Annotated in this window: 19 protein-coding genes; 10 read left to right on the top strand and 9 right to left on the bottom strand. The window is 59.7% G+C overall.

Annotation, left to right across the window (positions count from 1 at the left end; all coding sequences use genetic code 11):
• Window positions 1-138: 138 nt before the first annotated feature.
• Together AC0T4W_RS11395 and AC0T4W_RS11390 are read right to left on the bottom strand one after the other, a co-directional pair.
• Window positions 139-717, bottom strand: coding sequence for an ANTAR domain-containing response regulator (locus AC0T4W_RS11395; protein WP_160014173.1), 579 nt, complete (start codon window positions 715-717; stop codon window positions 139-141).
• A 1-nt stretch (window position 718) separates the two neighbouring features.
• Complete coding sequence (locus AC0T4W_RS11390; RefSeq protein ID WP_476319089.1) at window positions 719-1915, bottom strand: CmpA/NrtA family ABC transporter substrate-binding protein; 1197 nt, start codon at window positions 1913-1915, stop codon at window positions 719-721.
• Window positions 1916-2216: 301 nt separating this feature from the next.
• On the opposite strand from AC0T4W_RS11390, the gene AC0T4W_RS11385 reads away from it, so the two are divergent.
• Window positions 2217-3260 carry an IS110 family RNA-guided transposase gene (locus AC0T4W_RS11385; protein WP_476319088.1) on the top strand — a complete coding sequence of 348 codons (1044 nt, stop codon included), beginning with the start codon at window positions 2217-2219 and terminating at the stop codon, window positions 3258-3260.
• A 286-nt stretch (window positions 3261-3546) separates the two neighbouring features.
• Here AC0T4W_RS11385 and AC0T4W_RS11380 read toward each other — a convergent pair whose 3' ends face one another.
• Both AC0T4W_RS11380 and acnB read right to left on the bottom strand, forming a co-directional pair.
• Window positions 3547-4902: an IS1182 family transposase gene (locus AC0T4W_RS11380; protein WP_476317714.1), complete on the bottom strand. Its 1356-nt coding sequence runs from the start codon at window positions 4900-4902 to the stop codon at window positions 3547-3549.
• A gap of 487 nt (window positions 4903-5389) precedes the next feature.
• Window positions 5390-7999 (bottom strand): bifunctional aconitate hydratase 2/2-methylisocitrate dehydratase, encoded by a 2610-nt coding sequence (gene acnB, locus AC0T4W_RS11375; protein WP_476323598.1) that lies wholly within the window; start codon window positions 7997-7999, stop codon window positions 5390-5392.
• 406 nt (window positions 8000-8405) lie between these two features.
• Between acnB and AC0T4W_RS11370 the strand changes: the two genes are divergently transcribed.
• Window positions 8406-8882, top strand: coding sequence for a DUF1289 domain-containing protein (locus AC0T4W_RS11370; protein ID WP_476319087.1), 477 nt, complete (start codon window positions 8406-8408; stop codon window positions 8880-8882).
• Between the two features lie 63 nt (window positions 8883-8945).
• Here the strand turns inward: AC0T4W_RS11370 and AC0T4W_RS11365 are convergent, their stop codons facing one another.
• Window positions 8946-9809 (bottom strand): universal stress protein, encoded by an 864-nt coding sequence (locus tag AC0T4W_RS11365; protein WP_476319086.1) that lies wholly within the window; start codon window positions 9807-9809, stop codon window positions 8946-8948.
• Between the two features lie 242 nt (window positions 9810-10051).
• Between AC0T4W_RS11365 and AC0T4W_RS11360 the strand changes: the two genes are divergently transcribed.
• Window positions 10052-10657 (top strand): MiaE family protein, encoded by a 606-nt coding sequence (locus AC0T4W_RS11360; RefSeq protein WP_311091667.1) that lies wholly within the window; start codon window positions 10052-10054, stop codon window positions 10655-10657.
• A 40-nt stretch (window positions 10658-10697) separates the two neighbouring features.
• On the opposite strand, the gene lpxH is transcribed toward AC0T4W_RS11360, so the two are convergent.
• Both lpxH and AC0T4W_RS11350 read right to left on the bottom strand, forming a co-directional pair.
• Window positions 10698-11423 carry a UDP-2,3-diacylglucosamine diphosphatase gene (lpxH, locus tag AC0T4W_RS11355; protein ID WP_476319085.1) on the bottom strand — a complete coding sequence of 242 codons (726 nt, stop codon included), beginning with the start codon at window positions 11421-11423 and terminating at the stop codon, window positions 10698-10700.
• A 5-nt stretch (window positions 11424-11428) separates the two neighbouring features.
• Window positions 11429-11923: a peptidylprolyl isomerase gene (locus AC0T4W_RS11350; protein ID WP_476323595.1), complete on the bottom strand. Its 495-nt coding sequence runs from the start codon at window positions 11921-11923 to the stop codon at window positions 11429-11431.
• Between the two features lie 308 nt (window positions 11924-12231).
• Here AC0T4W_RS11350 and AC0T4W_RS11345 point away from each other — a divergent pair, with 308 nt between their 5' ends.
• From AC0T4W_RS11345 to AC0T4W_RS11335, 3 genes are all read left to right on the top strand, one after another.
• Window positions 12232-13896 (top strand): glutamine--tRNA ligase/YqeY domain fusion protein, encoded by a 1665-nt coding sequence (locus AC0T4W_RS11345; protein ID WP_476319084.1) that lies wholly within the window; start codon window positions 12232-12234, stop codon window positions 13894-13896.
• A gap of 62 nt (window positions 13897-13958) precedes the next feature.
• Window positions 13959-15341 (top strand): cysteine--tRNA ligase, encoded by a 1383-nt coding sequence (gene cysS, locus AC0T4W_RS11340; protein ID WP_476319083.1) that lies wholly within the window; start codon window positions 13959-13961, stop codon window positions 15339-15341.
• Between the two features lie 74 nt (window positions 15342-15415).
• On the top strand, window positions 15416-16204 hold the full coding sequence (locus AC0T4W_RS11335) for an alpha/beta hydrolase (RefSeq protein WP_476319082.1): 789 nt from the start codon (window positions 15416-15418) through the stop codon (window positions 16202-16204).
• A gap of 94 nt (window positions 16205-16298) precedes the next feature.
• On the opposite strand, the gene AC0T4W_RS11330 is transcribed toward AC0T4W_RS11335, so the two are convergent.
• Complete coding sequence (locus tag AC0T4W_RS11330) at window positions 16299-17129, bottom strand: polysaccharide deacetylase family protein (protein ID WP_476323592.1); 831 nt, start codon at window positions 17127-17129, stop codon at window positions 16299-16301.
• A 261-nt stretch (window positions 17130-17390) separates the two neighbouring features.
• Window positions 17391-19262: a sigma-54-dependent Fis family transcriptional regulator gene (locus AC0T4W_RS11325; RefSeq protein WP_476319080.1), complete on the bottom strand. Its 1872-nt coding sequence runs from the start codon at window positions 19260-19262 to the stop codon at window positions 17391-17393.
• Between the two features lie 260 nt (window positions 19263-19522).
• Between AC0T4W_RS11325 and AC0T4W_RS11320 the strand changes: the two genes are divergently transcribed.
• From AC0T4W_RS11320 to AC0T4W_RS11305, 4 genes are read left to right on the top strand one after another with little or no spacing between them, the layout of a single operon-like run.
• Complete coding sequence (locus AC0T4W_RS11320) at window positions 19523-20617, top strand: ABC transporter ATP-binding protein (RefSeq protein WP_476319079.1); 1095 nt, start codon at window positions 19523-19525, stop codon at window positions 20615-20617.
• Window positions 20617-21729 (top strand): ABC transporter ATP-binding protein, encoded by a 1113-nt coding sequence (locus AC0T4W_RS11315; protein ID WP_476319078.1) that lies wholly within the window; start codon window positions 20617-20619, stop codon window positions 21727-21729. The genes AC0T4W_RS11320 and AC0T4W_RS11315 overlap by 1 nt, the downstream gene beginning before the upstream one ends.
• Window positions 21726-22589: a carbohydrate ABC transporter permease gene (locus AC0T4W_RS11310; RefSeq protein WP_476319077.1), complete on the top strand. Its 864-nt coding sequence runs from the start codon at window positions 21726-21728 to the stop codon at window positions 22587-22589. Before AC0T4W_RS11315 ends, AC0T4W_RS11310 begins: the two co-directional genes overlap by 4 nt.
• Before the next feature lie 8 nt (window positions 22590-22597).
• Window positions 22598-23398 carry a carbohydrate ABC transporter permease gene (locus tag AC0T4W_RS11305; protein ID WP_476319075.1) on the top strand — a complete coding sequence of 267 codons (801 nt, stop codon included), beginning with the start codon at window positions 22598-22600 and terminating at the stop codon, window positions 23396-23398.
• Window positions 23399-23404 lie beyond the last annotated feature (6 nt).

Here is a 23404-nt window from a genome sequence, read left to right as displayed (position 1 = left end):
AGATAAGCGGCGCGCAGCGATACTGTCTAGAGCAGTTTCCGTGAAACTCGCCAGTACAGCTGTAGGCGGGTAGGTCGTAGCCCGGATGCAATCCGGGGGGCGCAATCCCCGGATTGCATCCGGCAACAGGAGCGGTGGTTATCCGCCGAGCATGTCGTGCATGGCGATGATCTGCTCGGCCACCTGCGCGAGCTTCTGCTGACGGCTCATGGCCTGGCGGCGCATCAGGGTGTAGGCCTGTTCCTCGTCGCAGCTTTTCATTTTCATCAGCAGGCCCTTGGCCAGTTCGATGCGTTTACGTTCGGCCAGCTGGGCATCGCGGGCCTGCAGCTGCGCGCGCAGCGCCTGGTCGCTCTCGAAGCGGGCCATGGCCACGTCGAGAATCGGTTGCAGACGCTGGGCGTGGATGCCCTCGACGATATAGGCGCTGACGCCGCTCTGAATCGCTTGGCGCATTACGCCGGGGTCGTGCTCGTCGGTGAACATGACAATCGGCCTTGGCTGATCGCGACTAACCAGCACCACCTGTTCCATCACATCGCGGCTGGGCGATTCGGTGTCGATCAATATCACGTCAGGGCGTACGGCCTCGACGCGCTCCGGCAGGTCGATGGTCAATCCGGATTCGTCGATAACCTCAAAGCCGGCCTCGGTCAGGGCGGTTTTCAGACGGCCGACTTTCTTTGCCGTGTCATTGATCAGCAGGATGCGCAGCATGTTAGCGACTCTCCTGTTGGGCGCCGATGGATGCATCGGCCAGGGCGTGCAGGGCAAAACTGCGCGCGTAACCGGCCGGGTCGCTGCCATCCCAGATTTGGCCGTCGAGCAACTGGCTGCTGCGCATATCGCCTGGTACCTCAATGCCGAGTGCTTCGGCAGCCTGGCGGTAGAGGTCGAGTTGTTGAACCTGGCGGGCAATAGCTAGGTAGTCTGGGTCTTCGCGCAGCAGGCCCCAGCGGCGGAACTGAGTCATAAACCACATGCCGTCGGACAGGTAGGGCTGGTTGACCGCGCCGTCTGCGTGAAAACGCAGCGGGTGAGCATCCTGCCAAGCGTGGCCAAGGCCGTCCTGGTACTGGCCGAGAAAGCGCGGCTGGATGGCCGACAGTGGCGCATCGACATACTCACTGCCGCTGAGCAGTTGCGCGGTGCTGCGCTGGTTTTCCTCGCTTTCATCGATAAATCGGCTGGCTTCCAGCGCCGCCATGATCAGCGCGCGGGCGCTGTTGGGGTGCTGTTCGGCAAACTCGCGAGTGCAACCCAGGACTTTCTCCGGGTGATCGGGCCAGATCGCCTGGCTGGTGGTCAGGGTGCAGCCCATCTGTTCATCCACTGCCTGGGCGCTCCAGGGCTCGCCCACGCAAAAACCGTCGATGCGACGGGCCTTGAGGTGGGCGAGCATCTGCGGCGGCGGCACGACAACACTGTCGACATCGCTCAGCGGATGAATGCCCTGGCTGGCTAGCCAGTAATTCAGCCACATGGCGTGGGTGCCGGTGGGGAAAGTCTGGGCGAAGGACAGTTTTGCGCCAGGCTGGTGCGCGCGTTGCGCCAGTGCGCTGCCAGTGCTCACGCCTGCAGCTTGCAAAGCGGGCGACAGGTTGATGCTCTGACCATTCTGATTGAGGCCCATCAGCACCGCCATATCGGTTGTTGGTGCACCGCCAAGGCCGAGTTGCACGCCGTAAATCAAGCCGTAGAGGCTATGGGCTGCGTCCAGTTCGCCGCTCAGCAGCTTGTCGCGCAGGGTGGCCCAGGAGGCTTGGCGCTGCAGGTTAAGCGTCAGCCCATGCTTCTCTGCGAAGCCCTGGGTGGCGGCCACGATGACCGATGCGGCGTCTGTGAGGGCCATAAAGCCGATATTCAGTACCGGTTTTTCCGGTGTGTCACTGCGGCTGATGTCGTGCTCATTCATGGTGCGTTTCCTGTGCCCACACAAAAAGGTGCCGTACCAAGCGCGGCCTTCAGCCTGCGATCAGAACGACACCATTGTCTATTTCAGCCGTTTCCGCCGTTGGAAAGGCCTGATGGCTTAAGCCAAAGCAAGGCATATGCCATCTGTCTGCGGGCGGCTGCAGCGGAAAGAAAAAGCTATGTCCCAATTATGAATTGCATGCCGATTTTGTAGGGCAATGAGATGGACTCCTCCCTCCTACGGCGTCTATGCGCCAGACTGAGGTTGTCACAACCAAACAGCCACGAAGGGAGGAGTCACCATGAAACTTAAGCGAATCGGCATCGATTTGGCAAAACAGGTTTTTCAAGTTCATGGCGTCGATAGCCACGAGCAGGTGAAGTGCCGTAAGCAGCTCAAGCGTTCACAGATGCTGGATTTCTTCCGCCAACAAGAGCCGTGCCTGGTGGCGATGGAGGCCTGTGGTAGTTCGCATTACTGGGCGCGCGAGCTAGGCAAGTTGGGGCATGAAGTGCGGTTGATTGCGCCGCAGTTCGTCAAACCCTACGTCAAGAGTGGTAAGAACGACGCCAACGACGCGGAGGCGATTTGCGAGGCTGCCAGCCGACCCACGATGCGTTATGTCGCGGTGAAGAGTGCCGACCAGCAAGCTGGGCAGTCGGTGCACCGGATCAGAAGCCGGTTAATCAGGGCGCGTACAGCGTTGGTTAACGAGATACGTGGCTTGCTTGGCGAGTTCGGTTTGGTTGCGAGTCGCCAGGGAATAGCGGCCACCCGCGCGTTGCTGCAGCAGGCGCTGGACGAACACCAGACATTACCGGGCGAGCTGCACGAAATGCTGGAGCTCTTGCGTGATGAGCTGCAGGGACAGGATGAGCGAATCAAACAGCTGGACGGCATGCTTCACCGTCAGGTTAAGACGGATGAGCGTGTCCAGCGTTTGCTGCAGGTGGAGGGCGTTGGCCCGATCAGCGCGACTGCCGTGGTGTCTGCAGTGGGTGATGCACGGCAGTTCAGTTCGGGCAGACAGTTCGCGGCCTGGCTGGGATTAGTGCCGAGCCAGCATTCAAGTGGCGGCAAAGAACGTCTGGGGCACATCAGCAAAAAGGGTGACTGTTACCTGCGCACGTTATTGGTCCATGGCGCTCGTGCGGTGCTGAAGACCTGTAAGGAAAAGACGGATCGACGCAGCACCTGGCTGCAGCAGTTGCAGTGTCGACGCAACACAAATATCGCCACGGTCGCCTTGGCGAACAAGAATGCCCGGATCATCTGGGCGATCCTCAGCAAGGGGAAGACTATCAACCTGCTGAGGCGTAAACCTGAAGTACCCAAGCAGGAATGAAGTGACACCGTAGAAGATCCACCACGATTGCACAGTGACATGCAGTGATGACGAACCGGTCGAGCCGGCATGTGTAAAACCTGCTTTACCCACAGGCCCTCTGTAAACCAAGGCCGCTAGGAGCCTGTCGGACTTAACCCGAAAAGGAATGACAGCGCGGGTTTAGGTCTTTGATTGCTCGGGGTCGTTCTTTCTAAGCATCCGAGTTGACTATCGCGAACCCAGGCGGTCCGTTCGTGCACCTGAGCAGCTGCCTGGACGCGGGTGGGCGTACTTTTCGGCCGCGTTACATCGCGCGTAGCACATGCAAACGCTTGATGTTCCAGGCCATGGTCACCAGGCTCCATTCGCCCTGGGCGTTGGCCAGGCCGCGCATGCTCATCTGCCGCCAGCCCATCACTCGCTTGATGATGCCAAACACCGGTTCGACCGTCTGTTTGCGTAGCCTGTACAGCGCTCGACCTTCTTGCGTGCTCAGTCGGTGAGCCATCTGTTCGACTGGGTTACTCGTCTGTGGTAGCGGCGAGTCGGTGGCAAAGCGCTCCAGTACCGGGGTGTGGTGCGACTCGCGTTTGAGCGCCAGAAGCGGTTCGACCTTGGCTTCGTGGCAGGCGCTCACGTTGGCCTGGCTGAAGAAGCCGCTGTCCGCAATCAGGCTTTTCACCTCGCCTAATTCGGCGGGCAAGGTGGCTATGCGCTGTAGCGTGGGAACCACTTCGCGCTTGTCGTTGCAGGCCTGGGTTACATGCTGTGTGACCACCAGCATCGTCTCGGTGTCGACCCCGGCTTGAGCGTTATAGCTCTGCTCGAAGCCGCCACCGGAGACGGGCATGATGCGTGACTCTTCATCGGTCAGATTGACTTGATCGCTGTCTTTGGGGCCCGCTGCGGGCGGTTCTGGATCCTTGCCGCGTGGTTTCTTTCCAGCCTTGCGCTGGGCCTCACGCTTGGCCGTCTTGGTCTCGAATTGCTGTTGCTCAATGGCGTGTCGCTCAGCTGCACGTTGCTCGATCTTCGCTTTGGCCTGGGCTATCGCGCTGAGCCGATCTTCGCGCCGGGCAATCTCCGCCGGCACATCCATGCCATCGGGTACGGCGGCGCAGTCGCTGTTCTCGGCCAGCGCCAGCAACTGCTGGACCTCCTGGCGTAACTGCGCCTCGATCTTGTTGGCGTGCGCCCAGGACAAGGCCTTGTGCTTACTGGCGTTGGCCTCGATCTTGGTGCCGTCGAGGGCGATATGACCGAGCTTGAGCAGCTTCATCTCGCGCGCCAGCATCAGCACCTGGACGAACAGCGATTCAACCTGCTGCCGGAAACGTCGACGGAACGTGGCCAAGGTGTCGTGATCGGGGTGGGTGTTGGCCGCCAGATAACGGAACGCTACCGAGTCATAGGTCGCGCGTTCGATCTTGCGGCTGGAGTGCACGCCATTGGCGTAGCCGTATATCAGCAGCCCCAGGAGTACGGCCGGATGGTGGGCAGCTGAACCCCGCCCCGCATACTGCCCAGTCAGCTCGCTCAAATCGAGTTGCTCGATGACCTCGACCACGAACCGCGCCAAGTGATCCGCCGGCAACCACTCGTTCACCGAAGGCGGTAGTAAATACGCAGTGTCTCGGTCAGCAAGGACAAAACGGCTCATCAGCGGGGCTCTCGATTGCAGGGCCTTGATTGTCGCGAATACTTTCAGCGCAAGGAAGAGTCAGAAAGTCCGACAGGCTCCTAGGGCGATCAGGAACACATGAGCGGATATTCATCATGGCTCAAGGCACCCAACGCCTTATCAGAAGCCGGATATACGGAAGCAGTCGTACCTAGGTTCGTTGGATGTGTATTTCACTGGCAAAACGGGAGGAGTCCATATATGGGTTAGCGGCGCAGGAGGCGGTTGTGGGAGCGTCACGCAATTCGAGCGCTGCGTAACCCACCATTGCGGTTTGTCGGTAAACCGCAATGGTGGGTTACGGCGCGTTGAGAGTTGATAGTGTTTGTTTGATCCCGGCTCGAGCCTAACCCACCCTACGTATTACCGCGTTTCATGCGCCGTATAGCTGTTCGGGACGACTCATAACTGGCGCACCAAAGAAAAAGCCCCGCACGAGGCGGGGCTTTCTTGTTGCGGGTAACGCTTAGACCTGAACAGCAGGGATCTGGGCGTTTGCAGCAGCTTCACGGAACTCGGCGATCTGGTCGAAGCTCAGGTAGCGGTAAACGTCCGCTGCCATGGTGTCGATTTTCTTCGCGTAGACCATGTATTCCTCAACCGTCGGCAGTTTGCCGGTGATAGCGGCCACCGCAGCCAACTCGGCCGAGGCCAGGTAGACGTTGGCACCATCGCCCAGACGGTTGGGGAAGTTACGGGTGGAGGTCGACACCACGGTGGAGTTCGCCTCAACGCGTGCCTGGTTACCCATGCACAGCGAGCAGCCCGGCATTTCCATGCGCGCGCCAGCTCTGCCGTAGATGCCGTAGTAGCCTTCTTCGGTCAGCTGATGCTGGTCCATCTTGGTCGGCGGCGACAGCCACAGACGCGTCGGCAGGGTGCCTTCGACTTTTTCCAGCAACTTACCGGCAGCGCGGAAGTGGCCGATGTTGGTCATGCACGAACCGATAAACACTTCATCGATCTTCTCGCCCTGAACGCTGGACAGCAGACGCGCATCGTCCGGGTCGTTCGGTGCGCAGAGAACCGGCTCGTTGATCTCGGCCAGGTCGATTTCGATGATTTCGGCGTACTCGGCGTCCTTGTCGGCCTCCATCAGCTTCGGATCGGCCAGCCAGGCTTCCATCGCTTGTGCGCGACGTTCCATGGTGCGCGCATCGCCGTAGCCTTCGCTGATCATCCAGCGCAGTAGGGTGATGTTCGAACGCAGGTATTCGGCGATGGCCTTTTCCGGCAGTTTGATGGTGCAACCCGCAGCGGAACGCTCGGCCGAGGCGTCGGACAGCTCGAACGCCTGTTCAACGGTCAGCTCGTCCAGACCTTCGATCTCGAGGATGCGGCCGGAGAAGATGTTCTTCTTGCCTTTCTTCTCGACGGTCAGCAGGCCTTTCTGGATGGCCACGTAAGGGATGGCATGCACCAGGTCACGCAGGGTGATGCCCGGTTGCAGTTTGCCCTTGAAGCGCACCAGTACCGACTCCGGCATGTCCAGCGGCATAACGCCGGTGGCAGCGGCGAAGGCAACCAGGCCGGAACCGGCCGGGAAGGAGATGCCGATAGGGAAGCGGGTGTGCGAGTCACCACCGGTGCCGACGGTATCCGGCAGCAGCATGCGGTTCAGCCAGCTGTGGATGATGCCGTCGCCAGGACGCAGGGATACGCCGCCACGGGTGCGGATGAAATCCGGCAGGGTGTGGTGGGTGGTGACGTCGATTGGCTTCGGATAAGCCGCGGTGTGGCAGAACGACTGCATCACCAAGTCAGCGGAGAAGCCCAGGCAAGCCAGGTCTTTCAGCTCGTCGCGGGTCATCGGGCCAGTGGTGTCCTGGGAGCCGACGGTGGTCATCTTCGGTTCGCAGTAGGTGCCAGGACGTACGCCTTTACCTTCTGGGAGGCCGCAGGCCTTGCCGACCATCTTCTGCGCCAGGGTGAAACCCTTGGTGCTGGCAGCGGGTGGCTCAGGCAGCTTGAACAGGTCGGTTGGGCCCAGGCCCAGTTCGGCGCGCGCTTTCTCGGTCAGACCGCGACCGATAATCAACGGAATACGGCCACCAGCGCGGACTTCGTCGAGCAGTACCGGGGTCTTCATTTCGAAGGTGGTCAGTACTTCGTCGGTGCCGTGCTTGCAGACTTTGCCAGCATGCGGGTACAGGTCGATCACATCGCCCATGTGCATGTTGGACACGTCGAATTCGATTGGCAGAGCGCCGGCATCTTCCATGGTGTTGTAGAAGATCGGAGCAATCTTGCTGCCGAAGCAGAAGCCGCCAGCGCGCTTGTTCGGCACGTTAGGGATGTCGTCGCCGAAGAACCACAGCACCGAGTTGGTGGCTGATTTGCGCGAGGAGCCGGTACCGACTACGTCACCGACGTAGGCAATCGGGAAGCCTTGGCCGCGCATGGTTTCGATCTGCTTCATCGGGCCGGTGACGCCTTGCTCGTCCGGCACGATGCCGTCGCGGGCCATTTTCAGCATGGCCAGGGCGTGCAGCGGGATATCCGGGCGCGACCAGGCATCTGGAGCCGGGGACAGGTCGTCGGTGTTGGTTTCGCCGGTGACCTTAAATACGCGCAGGCTGATCTTGTCGGCCAGGGTCGGGCGGTTCTTGAACCACTCGCCGTCAGCCCAGGATTGCAGCACGCCTTTAGCGTGAACGTTGCCGTTCTTGGCTTTTTGCGCGACATCGTGGAAGGCGTCGAACATCAGCAGGGTGTGCTTCAGTTGCTCGGCAGTCACGCCAGCCAGTTCGCTGTCGTCGAGCAGTTCAACCAGAGTGGCGATGTTGTAACCGCCTTGCATGGTGCCCAGAAGCTCAACGGCGTGCTGCTTGTTGATCAGTGGGGAAGTGGCTTCGCTTTTGGCAAGGGCAGAGAGAAAACCGGCCTTAACGTAGGCGGCTTCGTCGACGCCTGGCGGTACGCGGTTGGTGATCAGGTCGAGAAGAAAGGCTTCTTCGCCGGCTGGCGGGTTTTTCAGCAGCTCGATCAGGCCTGCGGTTTGTTCGGCGTTCAGCGGCTGGGGCACGATACCCTGAGCGGCACGCTCTGCTACATGTTTGCGATAGGCTTCAAGCACAGTTATTACCCTCATCAGTGGTCCCAAAGGGTTGTCCGGGACGCGATCCAGAAAACAACAAACCAGGCGCTTCGTGGCTTTATGGGCCGCTCAGCCGAGGTTGTGCTGCTTTCTTGCAGAAGCTGTTTTCAAAGTTTTACGCCGGCAGGACGGTTTGGATGAGGGCTGGTGCAGACACTTGAAGGGGGGCTCAAGGGTCGGCACCAACATCGAACCTGCAGGATTGACTGTGCTCGTGACGCTTTGAAAACAGCTTCCAACGGACGTTGCTGCCTTTAAAAGGCCGGCCGATTCTACTGGAAAGCTTTGATAAAGTTAAGCCAAAGGCCCTGTTTATATAGGGGTGATCTGCCTTAGACAAAGGGCTAAGATGCCAGCCTGTCCGCCAGTACCCATGCCTTTCGTTATGTCTAACCAACGCATCAAAACCCCTTGTGTCGGCCTGTGCTCTACGGTTTACGGCGATTTGGTCTGCCGTGGCTGCAAGCGCTTCCACCATGAGGTGATCAACTGGAACGGCTATAACGACGCGGAAAAGCGCGCCGTGTGGCTGCGCCTGGAGGTGCTGTTGGTGCAGGTGATGGCGGCCAAACTGGAAGTTTTCGATGCCAATCGCCTGCGGATGCAGCTGGAGCAGCGCAAGATTCGCTTTGTGCCGCAGCAATCGCCGTATTGCTGGGCTTATCAACTAATTGCTCGTGGCGCGCGGGTAATCAGTCAGTTGGACGCCTATGGCATGGTGCTGCTGCCAGAGTTTCGCGACTGGGACTTGCCGCAAGTGCGTGATGCGATTGATCGCGAGTTCTTCTTGCTGTCCGAAGCGCACTACGAGCGCTATATCGCGCCTCGCTTTCTGCTCGAAGGGCTTGAGATACGCGTCTGAACTTATCGTCCAAATGAAAAAGCCGCCTATAAACAGGCGGCTTTTTGTTGCGTGGTAGAAGGGTCAGCGCTGGGCGACCAGCTCTTCCAGGTGGCCGATGATGTCATCTGGCTTGAGCACCAGGATGTCGCTTTCCAGAGAGTCGAGAATCACCTCGGCGGTATTGCCGATCAGTGCGCCGGAAATGCCGGTGCGCGCCACGGTGCCAATCACCGTCACGCCAGCGTTGAGCCGATGTGCGGCCTGCGGGATCAATACATCGGCTGGCCCTTCGGCGATATGCAGGCGCTCATCACTGATTTCGTATTCGGCCTGGAACGCCTTGCATTGCTCGCGGTAGCGCGCCTCGATGGTTTCCTTGAGCTGAAAGGTCGGGTCGGCAGCCGAAAGCATGGGCGCCGGGTGGGCGCTGATCACATGCAGCTCGGCCTTGGCCAGGGCGGCAATATCAAAGCCATGGCTGATGATGCTGGTGTGCAGGGTGCGGTGTTCGCTGTCGGTATTACCCACATCCACGGCTGCCAGGATAGCAGTCCCCGCCCAGGGTTTTTCGGTTTTCACCAGCAGCACCGGTGCCGGGCAGTAGCGCAACAGCTTCCAGTCAGCGGGGGTGAGCAGGGCTTTTTTCAGCGGATTCTCGGGGAAGTGCTGCTTAATCACCAGGCCGCAACCTTCGGCCTGTTGCACGTTGATGATGGTCTGGTGCTGGTTTTCATCCCAGGCCTGCTGGCTAGAGGTGCTGAACCCTTCGCTGTTGAGCAAGCCGGTAAGGTCGCGCAGGTAGCCGGTGTGATCACTTTTCTTGTCGCATACCAGCAAGTGCAGGTGCGATTGGGTGACACCGGCAATCAGTTTGGCGCGTTTCAGGGCCAGGTCTTCCGTGCGATTAGGCTCCATTACCACCAGGATGCTGCGAATAGCTTGCATGATCATCTCCATGTGCAGTCAGTTGTACTGTTTATCACTATAGATCGCTGCCACTGTCTTAGTGCTTGATCGGCGTCAATCGAGTAGCTGTTCGTGCGCTCATTCGTATAATGGCGGCCTTGTAGCTGCCCCCTCAAGCCCGCCCCTTTTTGTGAATTTATGTATCTGTTAGCCGAAATCGATCGTTTGCTGCGTTGCGCCATTCTCCAGCCCCGGCATAGCCGGATGTTGAGTGTGCACCGATGAACCTGCCTGAGATTCACGAGTTTCTCGGCTGCCGCACGCCGGATGCCTGGATCACCGCCGCCCTGGCTGACCAGCAGACTTTGTTGATTGACCATAAGAACTGCGAATTCAAAGCCGCTAGCACAGCGTTGAGCCTGATGGCCAAGTACAGCACCTATGTCGACCTGCTCAACGCCATGTCGCGTCTGGCCCGTGAGGAGCTGGTGCACCATGAGCAGGTACTGCGCATCATGAAACGCCGCAAGATCGGCCTGCGCCCCGTGTCGGCGGCGCGCTACGCCTCGGGCTTGCGCAAAGTGGTGCGCACCCACGAGCCGCACAAGCTGGTGGATACCCTGGTGGTCGGCGCGTTTATCGAGGCGCGCAGTTGCGAGCGCTTCGAGGCATTGGTGCCGCATCTGGATGAAGAATTGGGCAAGTTCTACTTCGGCTTGCTGAAAAGCGAGGCGCGGCATTTTCAGAACTACCTGAAGCTGGCTTATCAGTACGGCGATGAACGCGACGTAAACCAGGCCATCGAGCGGGTGAGGGCAGCGGAGCGCGAACTGATCGAGTCGCCGGATACCGAATTTCGATTTCACAGCGGTGTGCCGCCGCTCTAAGACCTAATATGTGCCTGCCTTAACGCAGGCTCACAGAGGCCTAAGCCAGATCGAAAGCGCTTTGCTGCAAGCCTTGGCGGTCTGCTTGCAGTGCCCAGCCCTGTTTGTCCCAGTCACCGAGCACGATGCGTTGCGCGGCCTGGCCGTTGACTTGCAACTGATGGGTGGCGGGGCGATGGGTATGGCCGTGAATCAGCGTACGCACACTGTGCTCGGCCATGATGCGCAGCACTTCGTCTGGGGTGACGTCGACAATCTCGCTGGCTTTCATCCGCGTTTGCGTGCGGCTTTCGTTGCGCAGCTTGCGCGCCAGTTTTTGCCGGGTGCTAAGCGGCAGGTTGCGCAGGATAAACATCGAAATCGGGTGGCGCAGCCAGCGGCGCAGCTTCATATAGCCGATGTCTTGAGTACACAGGCTGTCGCCGTGCATCAGCAGCACACGCTCGCCATTCAGTTCAATCACGCATGGGTCGGGCAGCAGGGTGCAGCCGGCTTCGCGGCAAAAGGCTTTGCCGATCAAGAAGTCGCGATTGCCGTGCATCAGGTAGATGCGCGTGCCGCGCTCTCTGAGTTGGCGCAGGGCCTGGGCAATCGAGCGTTGAAAAGGGCTGATGGCGTCGTCGCCGATCCACACTTCGAAGAAGTCGCCCAGGATATACAGCGCCTGGGCCTGGGTTGCGCGGGTTTCGAGAAAGTGCAGAAACGCCCGACTGATGTCCGGGCGCTCCTGTTCTAAATGCAAATCTGAGATCAGTAAGATACTCATCTAATCTATTCGACGATCTCGGCACGCTCGATGATCACGTCATCAACCGGTACATCCTGGTGACCGGATTTGCTGGTGGTGGCTACGGCCTTGATGGCGTTGACCACGTCCATGCCTTCAACCACTTCGCCGAACACCGCATAGCCCCAACCTTGTACGGTCGGCGCGCTGTGGTTGAGAAAGCTGTTGTCGCCCACGTTGATAAAGAACTGCGCGGAGGCCGAATGCGGCTCCATGGTACGGGCCATGGCCACGGTGCCGATCTTGTTGGCGACGCCGTTGTTGGCTTCGTTTTTGATGGTGGCACGGGTGGTTTTCTGCTTCATGCCCGGCTCGAAACCGCCGCCCTGGATCATAAAGTTACTGATTACGCGGTGGAAAACCGTGTTGTCGTAATGGCCTTCTTTGACGTACTGCTTGAAGTTGGCCACGGTTTCCGGGGCTTTGTCTTCGAACAGGTTGAGGGTGATAACGCCGTGGTTGGTGTGCAGCTTGATCATGTAGGTGGTCGCTCTGTCGATAAAACCGTGAGCCGCTGAATTTCCAGCAAAGGGCATTGCAGCGATTCTTGGGCCTGTCAGGGGGTTGACAGCTTCGGCTATGATAAGCGCTTTGTATAAGCCGGCCTACCCTGAGAGCCTGCTCAAAGTCTGCTGCGCGTCGGCCCTGCTGCGTTAAAAACAGGCTCGGAATGCTCATGTACAACTCGTACACTCCGCTTCCTCGCCTGTTTTTGCCTTGCATGGCTCTAGCTCGCGCAACTATGAACAGGCTCTGAATCGCGCCCCGCACACTCGCCAAGGACACCATGAGCAAGCCTACCGTCGAAAAAGCCGCCAACTTTCTGCGCCCCATCGTCCAGGCCGATCTGGACAGTGGCAAGCACGCCAAGGTCATCACCCGTTTTCCGCCGGAGCCCAATGGCTACCTGCATATTGGTCACGCCAAGTCGATCTGTCTGAACTTCGGCTTGGCCCAGGAGCTGGGTGGCGAGTGCAACCTGCGCTTTGACGACACCAACCCGGCCAAGGAAGACCAGGAATATATCGACGCGATCAAAAGCGACGTGCAGTGGCTGGGCTTTCAGTGGGCCGGCGAGGAGCGTTACGCCTCCAACTATTTTGACCAGCTGCATGCCTGGGCCATTGAGTTGATCAAGGCTGGCAAGGCCTTTGTCTGCGACCTGAACGCTGAAGAAATGCGCGCTTATCGCGGCAACCTCACCGAGCCGGGCAAGAACAGCCCGTTCCGTGAGCGCAGCGTCGAGGAGAACCTCGACCTATTCGCCCGCATGAAAGCCGGCGAGTTTGCCGATGGCGCCCGTTCGCTGCGCGCGAAGATCGATATGACTTCGCCGAACATCAACCTGCGCGACCCAATTCTGTACCGCATCCGCCACGCCCATCACCACCAGACGGGCGACACGTGGTGCATTTACCCAAGCTATGACTTTACCCACGGTCAGTCGGACGCCATCGAAGGCATTACCCATTCGATCTGCACCCTGGAGTTCGAAGACCACCGCCCGCTGTACGAGTGGTTCCTGGCCCAGCTGCCAGTGCCGGCGCAGCCGCGTCAGTACGAATTCGCCCGCCTTAACCTGAACTACACCATCACCAGCAAGCGCAAGCTCAAGCAACTGGTTGACGAGAAGCACGTCAATGGTTGGGACGACCCGCGTATGTCGACCCTGTCGGGCTTCCGCCGCCGTGGTTACACCCCGGCTTCGATCCGCACCTTCTGCGACATGATCGGCGTCAACCGCGCCGGTGGTGTGGTTGATGTGGGCATGCTCGAGTTCGCCATCCGTGATGACCTGGATGCCAACGCAGGACGCGCGATGTGCGTGCTCAAGCCGCTGAAAGTGGTTATCACCAATTATCCTGAAGGCCAGGTTGAGAACCTCGAACTGCCGCGCCATCCCAAGCAAGATATGGGCGTACGCGTGTTGCCGTTCAGCCGCGAGATTTATATCGACGCTGGCGACTTCGAAGAAACCCCGCCGGACGGCTTCAAACGCCTGATTCCTGGTGGCGAAGCGCGTCTGCGCGGCAGCTACGTGATCCGCGCCGACGAGGCGATCAAGGATGCCGACGGCAATATCGTTGAACTGCGCTGCAGCTACGACGAAAACACCCTGGGCAAGAATCCTGAAGGCCGCAAGGTCAAGGGCGTGATCCACTGGGTACCGGCGGCTGAAAGCGTCGAGTGCGAAGTGCGCCTGTACGACCGCCTGTTCCGCTCCGCCAACCCGGAGAAGGACGAAGAGGGCGGCAGCTTCCTCGACAACATCAACCCGGACTCGTTGGTGGTGCTCACCGGTTGTCGCGCCGAGCCATCGCTGGCCGAAGCGCTGCCTGAAGAACGCTTCCAGTTTGAGCGCGAAGGCTACTTCTGCGCCGACATGAAGGACAGCAAGCCGGGTGCGCCAGTCTTCAATCGCACAGTGACGCTGCGTGACTCCTGGGCCTAAGGCCCAGGCGCTCTGAATAAAACCGGGCCGGTACGCCGGCCCGTGGTTTCCAAGGAACTGCAATGCTCTCGATCTACAACACGCTGACCAAAAGCAAAGATGTCTTTAAACCGCTGGTAGGTAACCAGGTGCGCATGTATGTGTGCGGCATGACGGTTTACGACTTCTGTCATATCGGTCATGCGCGGGTGATGGTGGCGTTTGATGTGGTGACTCGCTGGCTGCGCCATCGCGGCTATGACGTGACCTACGTGCGCAATATCACCGACATCGACGACAAGATCATCAAGCGTGCCAATGACAACGGCGAGCCGTTCGAAGCATTGGTCGAGCGTATGATCGCGGCCATGCACGAAGACGAAGCGCGGCTCAATGTGCTGCGTCCGGATCAGGAGCCGCGTGCCACCGGCCATATCGCCGGCATGCACGCAATGATCCAGACCCTGATCGACAAGGGCTTTGCCTATGCACCGGGCAATGGCGACGTGTATTACCGCGTCGGCAAATTCGTCGGTTATGGCAAGCTGTCGCGCAAGAAGATCGAAGATCTGAAGATTGGCGCGCGCATCGAGGTGGATGAAGCCAAACAGGACCCGCTGGATTTCGTGCTGTGGAAGGGCGTCAAACCCGGCGAGCCGAGCTGGGAGTCACCTTGGGGCGCGGGTCGCCCGGGCTGGCATATCGAATGCTCGGTAATGTCGACCTGCTGCCTGGGCGAGACTTTCGATATCCATGGCGGTGGCCCGGACCTGGTGTTCCCGCACCACGAAAACGAGATCGCCCAGAGCGAGGCAGCCACCGGCAAGCTCTACGCCAATGCCTGGATGCACGCCGGTGCGGTGCGCGTGGACGGCGAGAAGATGTCCAAATCCCTGGGCAACTTCTTCACCATTCGTGAAGTGCTGGAGAAGTATCCCCCGGAAGTGGTGCGCTACTTGCTCGTATCCAGCCACTACCGCAGCCCGATCAACTACTCCGAAGACAGCCTGCGCGAAGCCAAAGGCGCGCTTGAGCGTTTCTACAATGCGCTCAAGGGTCTGCCCGCTGCTGCGCCTGCGGGTGGCGAAGCCTTTATCGAGCGCTTTGCTGCAGCCATGGATGACGACTTCAACTCGCCGGAAGCCTGCGCCGTATTGTTCGAGCTGGTCCGTGAGATCAACCGTCTGCGCGACAGCGATCTGCAAGCCGCCGCTGGTCTGGCAGCGCGCTTAAAGGAACTGGCTGGGGTGTTGGGTGTGCTGCAGCTGGAGGCGGAAGCTTTCCTGCAAGCCGGTGCTGCGGGCAAGGTCGATGCTGCTGAGGTTGAAGCCTTGATCGCCGCGCGCCTTCAGGCCCGTGCCGAGAAGAACTGGGGCGAGTCCGACCGTATTCGCGACCAGCTCAGCGCCATGGGTGTGGTGCTTGAGGATAGCAAGGGCGCTACAACCTGGCGTTTGGTTGATTAAGGCAGGCGTTGGATTAAACAGGCCGCTTTCGAGCGGCTTGTTTATTTGCGGTTCTAGAGACAGAAGGAAGACTTATGCACATCAGTCGTCTATCGCGAACCTTGCTTGCGTTGCTGCTCTGGGCGGCGGCCGTGTATATGCTTATCTGCGTTGCTTTGCTGGTGTTCCAGCGTTCGCTTATCTACTTCCCGCAGCCCCGTGCTATCGATAATCCCAGCACGCTGCTCAAGCTGCCCATCGAGGATGCCGAGGTGCTGGTTTCCACCCGGCCACTCAAGGGGCGCAATGCTCTGATCTATTTCGGCGGCAACGGCGAGGATGTCTCCCTCAATCTGCCCGAATTTTCCCAGGCCTTTAGCGACCATGCGCTTTATCTGCTGCATTACCGAGGCTACGGCGGTAGCAGCGGCTCGCCCGCAGAAGAGGCTATTCAAACCGATGCGCTCGCCTTGTTTGACCAAGTTTATGCCCAGCACCCCTGCACTGTGGTGGTGGGGCGCAGTTTAGGCTCGGGCGTGGCGGTGCGACTTGCCAGCCAGCGGCCGGTAGCCCGTTTGATTCTGATTACGCCTTACAACAGCATCCAGGAACTGGCGCAGAGCCGTTTCCCGTATATCCCCGTGCAGTGGCTGCTTAAGGATAAATTCGAGTCCTGGAAGTACGCCCAACAGATTCGTATGCCAACGCTGTTGATCGCGGCGGAGCAGGATCAGGTCATCCCACGCGCCAGCACCGATGCGCTTTTCAGCCATTTCACCCAGGGTGTGGCTGCGCTCAGAGTTATTCCGGCGGTGGGACATAACTCGTTATCGCAAAGCCCGGAGTACCTGATGCGACTCAAGGACGCGTTGTGTAAGGGCTAACGCGGTGATCGCCTGCCTTGGCCTTGTTTGACTTATGCGCCTGCGATTGTGAACAGACCTATAGCTGTAACGTGTAACCGTTAGGCCATAGGGCTTAGTTCCACAACCAGTTCCACAGTCCTGGCAGGCGGGCGTATTGCTGTGAATCGCCGAGGGCACGTCTGAGGGCTGCACGTTGCAGTGCGTCGCGCTGGCCATAGAACGGCTGTTTATCGGTGGCCAGCCCCACATCCTCGGCTACATCCAGAAGAATCTGCAGGTATTCCTGCATATGCCGCGCGGTGTAGGGGTTGAGGTCATGGAAGGTCACTACCACGGGTATTACCCCATCGACTACTGGCAAGGCGCCGACGCTGATTTGCTGCGCGGCCCGCGCCAGCTGGTCACGCAGATTACTGCGCCGGCGCAGGCTGCCATTGATACCCCAGGTCTTGCCATCGTGGGCGCTAAGATCGGTCAGCAGTAAACGCAGGCCGTGCGCCTGGTAGGCAGCGAACGTGCGTTCGTCGTAGTTCCAGAAGGGTGGCCGCACCAGGCGCGGCGGGGCGCCGCTGATGGCGGTCAGGTCGGCTACGCCGTCGGTCAGTGACTGATCCAGAGCGGCCGGGGTGAGAAAACGGTGGTTGGCATGGCCTGGGGTGGCGGTGTGAAAACCGAGCAGATGGCCCTCACTGTGCTGACGCTGTAGCAGCGCCTGGCCCTGTACGCTGCCGCCGGCCCAGGCGGCGCGGGTCTGGACAAAAAACAGTGCCTTGATTCCGGGTTGGATCGGGTTGTCTGCCAGGCTGTCGAGGATCTGTTCGGTTGGGTTATCGCGGGCGCTGGCACTAGGGCCGTCATCGAAACTCAGGAGAAAGCGTATCGGCTCAATCTCGGGGTTGGGTTGGGGCGGCGCAAGGCTGCTGCAGGCGCTCAATAACAGCATGCTGACTAGGGCGTAGGCCAATTGCGTGATTCGAGGGAAAGCGTTTGTTGGAGTTGCGGGGTAACGCATTTGGCTTTGGCTCGCGAGGGGAAAGGATTGGCATGCTGAAGACACAGGATAGAGAGCGGGGCGCGGAGTCTATACGGCAGCGGTTGCAGTGGATTGGCGACTTAGCGGTTTCGACCCTGTTTGTGCCGTATAGATCCGTGGTTGATTAATAAGGTTGGCTCAGGCCAAGGCTTACCGGTGTTGCCGCGAGTTTTAGCGTGCTGTCAGGCCGGCCTCCCGTAGCCGTTTGTACAGCGTGTTGCGGCTAACCCCGAGGCTGCGCGCCAGGTGCGAGATATTGCCGCCGCAGGCCTGGTACTGGGTGGCCAGATCATCCGCACTGGTGCTGGCCAGTGGTTGCGGGGAAGGTTGGGTGGCGGCTGTCTGCGCTGCTGCTGGTTGCAAATCGGCAAAGAAATCATCCGGCAGGTGTTCTGGGCGAATCTGCTGGTCCTCGGCCATGGCCAGAGCGATCTGCAAGACGCTGCTTAGCTGACGCAGGTTGCCAGGCCAGGGGTGACGTTCGAACAGTCTCAGTACCTCATGGCTTAGCCCCGCCCATTGTTGTGGTTCGCGGTGGTAATCCCAGATGCGCTGGACCATGGCGGCCTTGTCGGTGCGTTCGCGCAGCGGCGGCAGCTCCAGGTTGAGGCCGCTGATGCGGTAGTAGAGGTCCTGGCGAAAGAGCCCGCTTGCCACATCCTGGCGCAGCGGGCGGTTGGTGGCGGAAATCAGGCGGATATCCACCGGATACAGCTCGCTGCTGCCCAGCGGTTGCACGCAGCGCTCCTGCAATACCCGCAGTAGGCGGGCCTGCACCCGCAGTGGCATATCGCCGACTTCGTCGAGAAACAGCGTGCCTTTGTCAGCCTTGCGAATCAGGCCGATGCTGCCTTTCTGATTGGCGCCGGTAAACGCGCCTTTTTCATAGCCGAACAGTTCGGACTCCACCAATTCGGCGGGAATGGCCGCGCAGTTGACCGCGATAAACGCCTGGCTGGCGCGTGAGCTGGCGTGATGCAGGGCTTTGACGAAGACCTCCTTGCCGACGCCGGTTTCGCCATGCACCAGAATCGGGATGTTCTTTTCCAGCAGCCGTTCGGCCTGACGCACGGCTTTGTCGACCCGTGGGTCGCCGAGGTTGAGTGACGCCAGGGTGAACGGGTTGCGAGTGGCGCTGGCAGGCGGCTGTTGGGTTGGACGAAAGTCGCGAGCCTGAATGGGTGAAGGTTGCTGCGGACGTCTGATCTGCGCGTGGAAGCGAAAGCGTCCGCTGGCGCGCAGGTTGAACGGCAGCGCCTCGGGCTGGTTGAGCAGTTGCTGCAGCGGCACGTCGAACAGGCTTTCGATATTCACTTGGGCCAGGCCTACACCCAACAAGCTGTCGGCACGGCGATTGGCGGAAACCACCTGGCCTTGCTCATCAAAAATCAGCAGCCCAGCCCAAGGGCTGCTGAGATTGTCCAGGCTGGTGTTGAAACTCAGCTGGAAGTAGCGCTGCTGGAACAGGTTGAGAATCAGGCGGTTTTCCACCGACTGACTCATCATCTTGACCATGCCCAGGGTGTGCGAGGGCGGCAGGTAGCTGTCGCTCGACACATCCAACACCGCGATCATCTGCCGCTGCTCGTCAAAAATCGGCGAGGCCGAGCCGGTCATAAAGCGATTGGCCTTGAGAAAGTGCTCATCGTGCTGAATATGTACCGCCTGGGCGCAGCTCAGGGCGGTGCCGATGGCATTGGTGCCGGTGTAACGCTCCAGCCAGGTGGCTCCGGCGACAAAACCTGCGGCGCGACTGGGTTCGATAAAGCGTTGGTCGCCCCAGGACTGCAGCACCTGGCCTTGGTGGTCGGCCAGCATGATCAGGCAATTAGAGTTGGCCAGGATGGTGCCGTAGTAGGGCAGCACTTCCTTGTGGGTGGTATGCACCAGGGCGTGCTGGCTTTCCAGCAGGGCGCTGACTTCGCCGCGCTCTGGCTGGTTGAAGATCGGTGTGCTCTGGTGGGTCAGGCCGTAGTCACGGCAGCGGGTCCAGGAGTCCTGGATGATGGTCTCGTGAGGCAGGGCAGTGACAGCGTCAGCCATGACAGGGTTCTCGCGCGGGTTCTTGTTGTTATGGGCCACGGTCTTTGCCGGGTCTGTGCAGTGTCGCCAAAGGCTGTTCAATGTCAACGCTGTGACTGTTCAGTTGTTCACTGTGCACTGTTCAAAAGTGTTCAATGCGCTCTTCTCCGGTTGTCTTTGTGTGGCTGTAGTTGTTTTAAATCAGTGACTTATATTTGCCTGAAGGGGTTGGCACGGAACTCGCTTTGTAGCTGGGCAGATAACAAGAAAAAGGACGGCCCATGTCACTTACCCTGGAGCATGTCACGCGGATCGTTGATCACCAGTTGTATATCGACGATGCCTGCCTGAGCTTCGAGCCCGGCTCCTTCAATGTGCTGCTGGGGCGCACGCTGTCTGGCAAGACCAGCCTGATGCGCCTGATGGCGGGGCTGGATAAGCCCACCAGCGGACGCATCCTGATGAATGGCGCGGACATGACCAATGTCTCGGTGCGCCAGCGCAATGTGTCGATGGTCTATCAGCAGTTCATCAATTACCCGACCCTGACGGTGTTCGAGAACATCGCCTCGCCGCTGCGTCAGGCTGGGGTTAGCAAGGCCGAGATCCTGGAAAAGGTCCACGCCACGGCGCAGATGCTGCGCATTGAAGGCTTGCTCAAGCGCTACCCGCTGGAGCTGTCCGGCGGTCAGCAGCAGCGTACGGCGATGGCGCGGGCACTGGTCAAGGATGCCTCGCTGATTCTGTTCGATGAGCCGCTGGTCAACCTCGACTACAAGCTGCGCGAAGAGCTGCGTCAGGAAATGCGCGAGCTGTTCCAGGCCCGCCACACCATCGCCATCTATGCCACCACCGAGCCCAACGAGGCCCTGGCCCTGGGCGGCACCACCACCATCCTGCATGAAGGGCGCGTGGTGCAGAGCGGCAAAACAGCCGAGGTCTATCACCGCCCGCAGCAGGTGCTGGCGGCCGAGCTGTTCTCGGAGCCGGCGATCAACCTGATGCCGGGACGCGTTAGTGGCACCGAAGTAAGTTTTGCCGACACCGTGTACTTCCCGCCCAACCCGGACCTGCAAGGTATCGCCGAAGGCGAGTACCGCTTCGGCGTGCGCCCCAGCCATATCGGCCTGGTGCCGTCCAACGATGACGATTTGGAACTGGCGGTAACGGTCGAGCTGGCCGAGATCAGTGGTTCGGAAACCTTTCTGCATGTGCGTAACGAGCAGTTCGTGCTGGTGCTACATCTGCCTGGGGTGCATGAGTACGACGTGGACACGTCGATCCTCATCTATATCCCCACCCACAAGCTTTTTGTTTTCGCCGCTGATGGGCAGTTGATTCAGGCGCCCAGCCGCCGCTTGGGGAGGGTTGCCTGATGGCCGAGATTCGTTTGCACAACCTGGCCCACAGTTACAGTCGCGCGCCGACTGAGGCGGCTGACTACGCCATCCGCGAGATGAACCATGTGTGGGAGCAGGGCGGCGCCTATGCGCTGCTGGGGCCTTCGGGCTGCGGCAAGTCGACCTTGCTGAATATTATTTCCGGGCTGCTTAGCCCGTCCCATGGCGAGGTGCAATTCGATGGCAAGGTGGTCAACGCCTTGGCGCCGGAGCTGCGCAATATCGCCCAGGTTTTCCAGTTTCCGGTGGTCTACGACACCATGACGGTGTTCGACAACCTGGCTTTCCCGTTGCGTAACCAGGGCATGAACGAGGCGAAGATCCTCACCAAGGTCAACGAAATTGCCGAGGTGCTGGAGCTGCATCCGTTGCTGCACAAGCGCGCCCGTAATCTGACCGCCGACGAGAAGCAGAAAGTCTCCATGGGCCGTGGTCTGGTGCGTGATGACGTGTCGGCGATTCTCTTCGATGAGCCGCTGACGGTGATCGACCCACACCTGAAGTGGAAGCTGCGGCGCAAGCTCAAGCAGATCCACGAGCAGTTCAATATCACCATGGTCTACGTCACCCACGACCAGCTCGAAGCCTCGACCTTCGCCGACAAGATCGCGGTGATGTACGGTGGGCAGATCGTTCAGTTCGGCACACCACGTGAGTTGTTCGAGCGGCCCAGCCACACCTTCGTCGGCTACTTTATTGGCAGCCCGGGGATGAACCTGGTCGATGTGGTGCCCTGTGACGGCGGCGTGCGTTTCAATGACACCGTGCTGCCGTTGTCTGCCGCGCTCAATCGGCGGGTTGCCGAGCTGTCCGGGGCCAGCCTGAAAATCGGCATCCGTCCAGAGTTCATACACGTCTGGGATGGCCCCAACGAGGACGCATTGTGTGGCGAGGTGGTACATGTCGAAGACCTCGGCACCTACAAGATTCTTACCCTCAAGCTCGATGGCCAGTCGCTCAAGGTGCGCCTGCAGGAAGACCAGCCCGTGCCCCAGCAGCAGGTGTACCTGAGCTTTCCCGCACAGTGGCTGATGCTTTATGCCGATGATTTTCTGGTTGAGGCGCAAGCGCAGGAGGTGCAGCCATGAAGGTGCAGAACAACAAGGCCTGGTGGCTGGTACTGCCGGTGTTTCTGCTGGTGGCGTTCAGCGCCATCGTGCCGATGATGACGGTGGTCAACTACTCGGTGCAGGACATCTTCGACCACTCCACGCGCTATTTCGTCGGCATCGACTGGTACAAGCAGGTGCTGCAGGACACCCGCCTGCATGACTCCTTGCTGCGCCAATTTATCTTCTCCGCCTGCGTGCTGCTGATCGAAATTCCCTTAGGCATCGCCATCGCCCTGTGCATGCCGACCAAGGGCCGCATGGCCTCGCTGGTGCTGATCGTGCTGGCGATTCCGCTGCTGATTCCGTGGAACGTGGTCGGCACCATCTGGCAGATATTCGGCCGCGCCGACATCGGCTTGCTGGGCTGGAGCCTGAACAGCCTTGGCATCAGCTACAACTACGCCTCCAACACCAGCGATGCCTGGGTCACGGTGCTGATCATGGACGTCTGGCACTGGACCTCGCTGGTGGCGCTGCTGTGCTATTCAGGCCTGCGCGCCATTCCCGATGTGTATTACCAGGCCGCGCGCATCGACCGTGCATCCGACTGGGCGGTGTTCCGCCATATCCAGCTGCCCAAGCTGAAAAGCGTGCTGCTGATCGCGGTGATGCTGCGCTTTATGGACAGTTTCATGATCTACACCGAGCCTTTCGTGCTCACCGGCGGCGGGCCAGGCAACGCTACCACCTTCCTCAGCCAAACCCTAACGCAAATGGCCATCGGCCAGTTCGACCTGGGCCCGGCGGCAGCGTTTTCGCTGGTGTATTTCCTGATCATCCTGTTGGTGTCCTGGCTGTTCTACACCGCCATGACCCACAACGATAAGACTCGCTGAGGCCGACCATGACCCTACGTAAACAAGTAGTGCTGGGGCTGTATATCCTGTTTTTACTGGTGCCCATTTACTGGCTGCTGAACATGTCGTTCAAGAGCAACACCGAGATTCTCGGCGGCCTGACGCTGTGGCCGCATGGCTTCACCCTGGACAACTACAAGGTGATCTTCACCGACCCGAGCTGGTACGAGGGTTATCTCAACTCGCTGTACTACGTGTGCCTGAATACGATGATTTCGCTGACGGTGGCGCTGCCGGCGGCCTATGCGTTTTCGCGCTACCGTTTTCTCGGCGACAAACACCTGTTCTTTTGGCTGCTGACCAATCGCATGGCGCCACCGGCGGTATTTTTGCTGCCGTTCTTCCAGCTGTATTCGTCCATCGGCCTGTTTGATACGCATATCGCCGTGGCGCTGGCGCACTGCCTGTTCAACGTGCCGCTGGCGGTGTGGATTCTCGAAGGTTTTATGTCCGGGGTGCCGAAGGAAATCGACGAAACCGCCTATATCGACGGCTACAGCTTCCCGAAATTCTTCGTGAAGATCTTTATCCCGCTGATTGGCTCGGGCATCGGTGTCACCGCGTTCTTCTGCTTCATGTTCTCCTGGGTCGAGCTGCTGTTGGCGCGCACCTTGACCTCGGTGGATGCCAAGCCGATTGCTGCGGTGATGACCCGCACGGTGTCGGCGTCGGGGATCGATTGGGGCGTGCTGGCGGCGGCAGGGGTGTTGACCATTCTGCCGGGCATGCTGGTGATCTGGTTTGTCCGTAATCATGTGGCCAAGGGCTTTGCCCTGGGCCGGGTATAGGAGCCG

This window comes from Pseudomonas sp. C7.1 (assembly GCF_056312395.1).
This window is presented reverse-complemented; position numbering and strand designations above follow the sequence as displayed.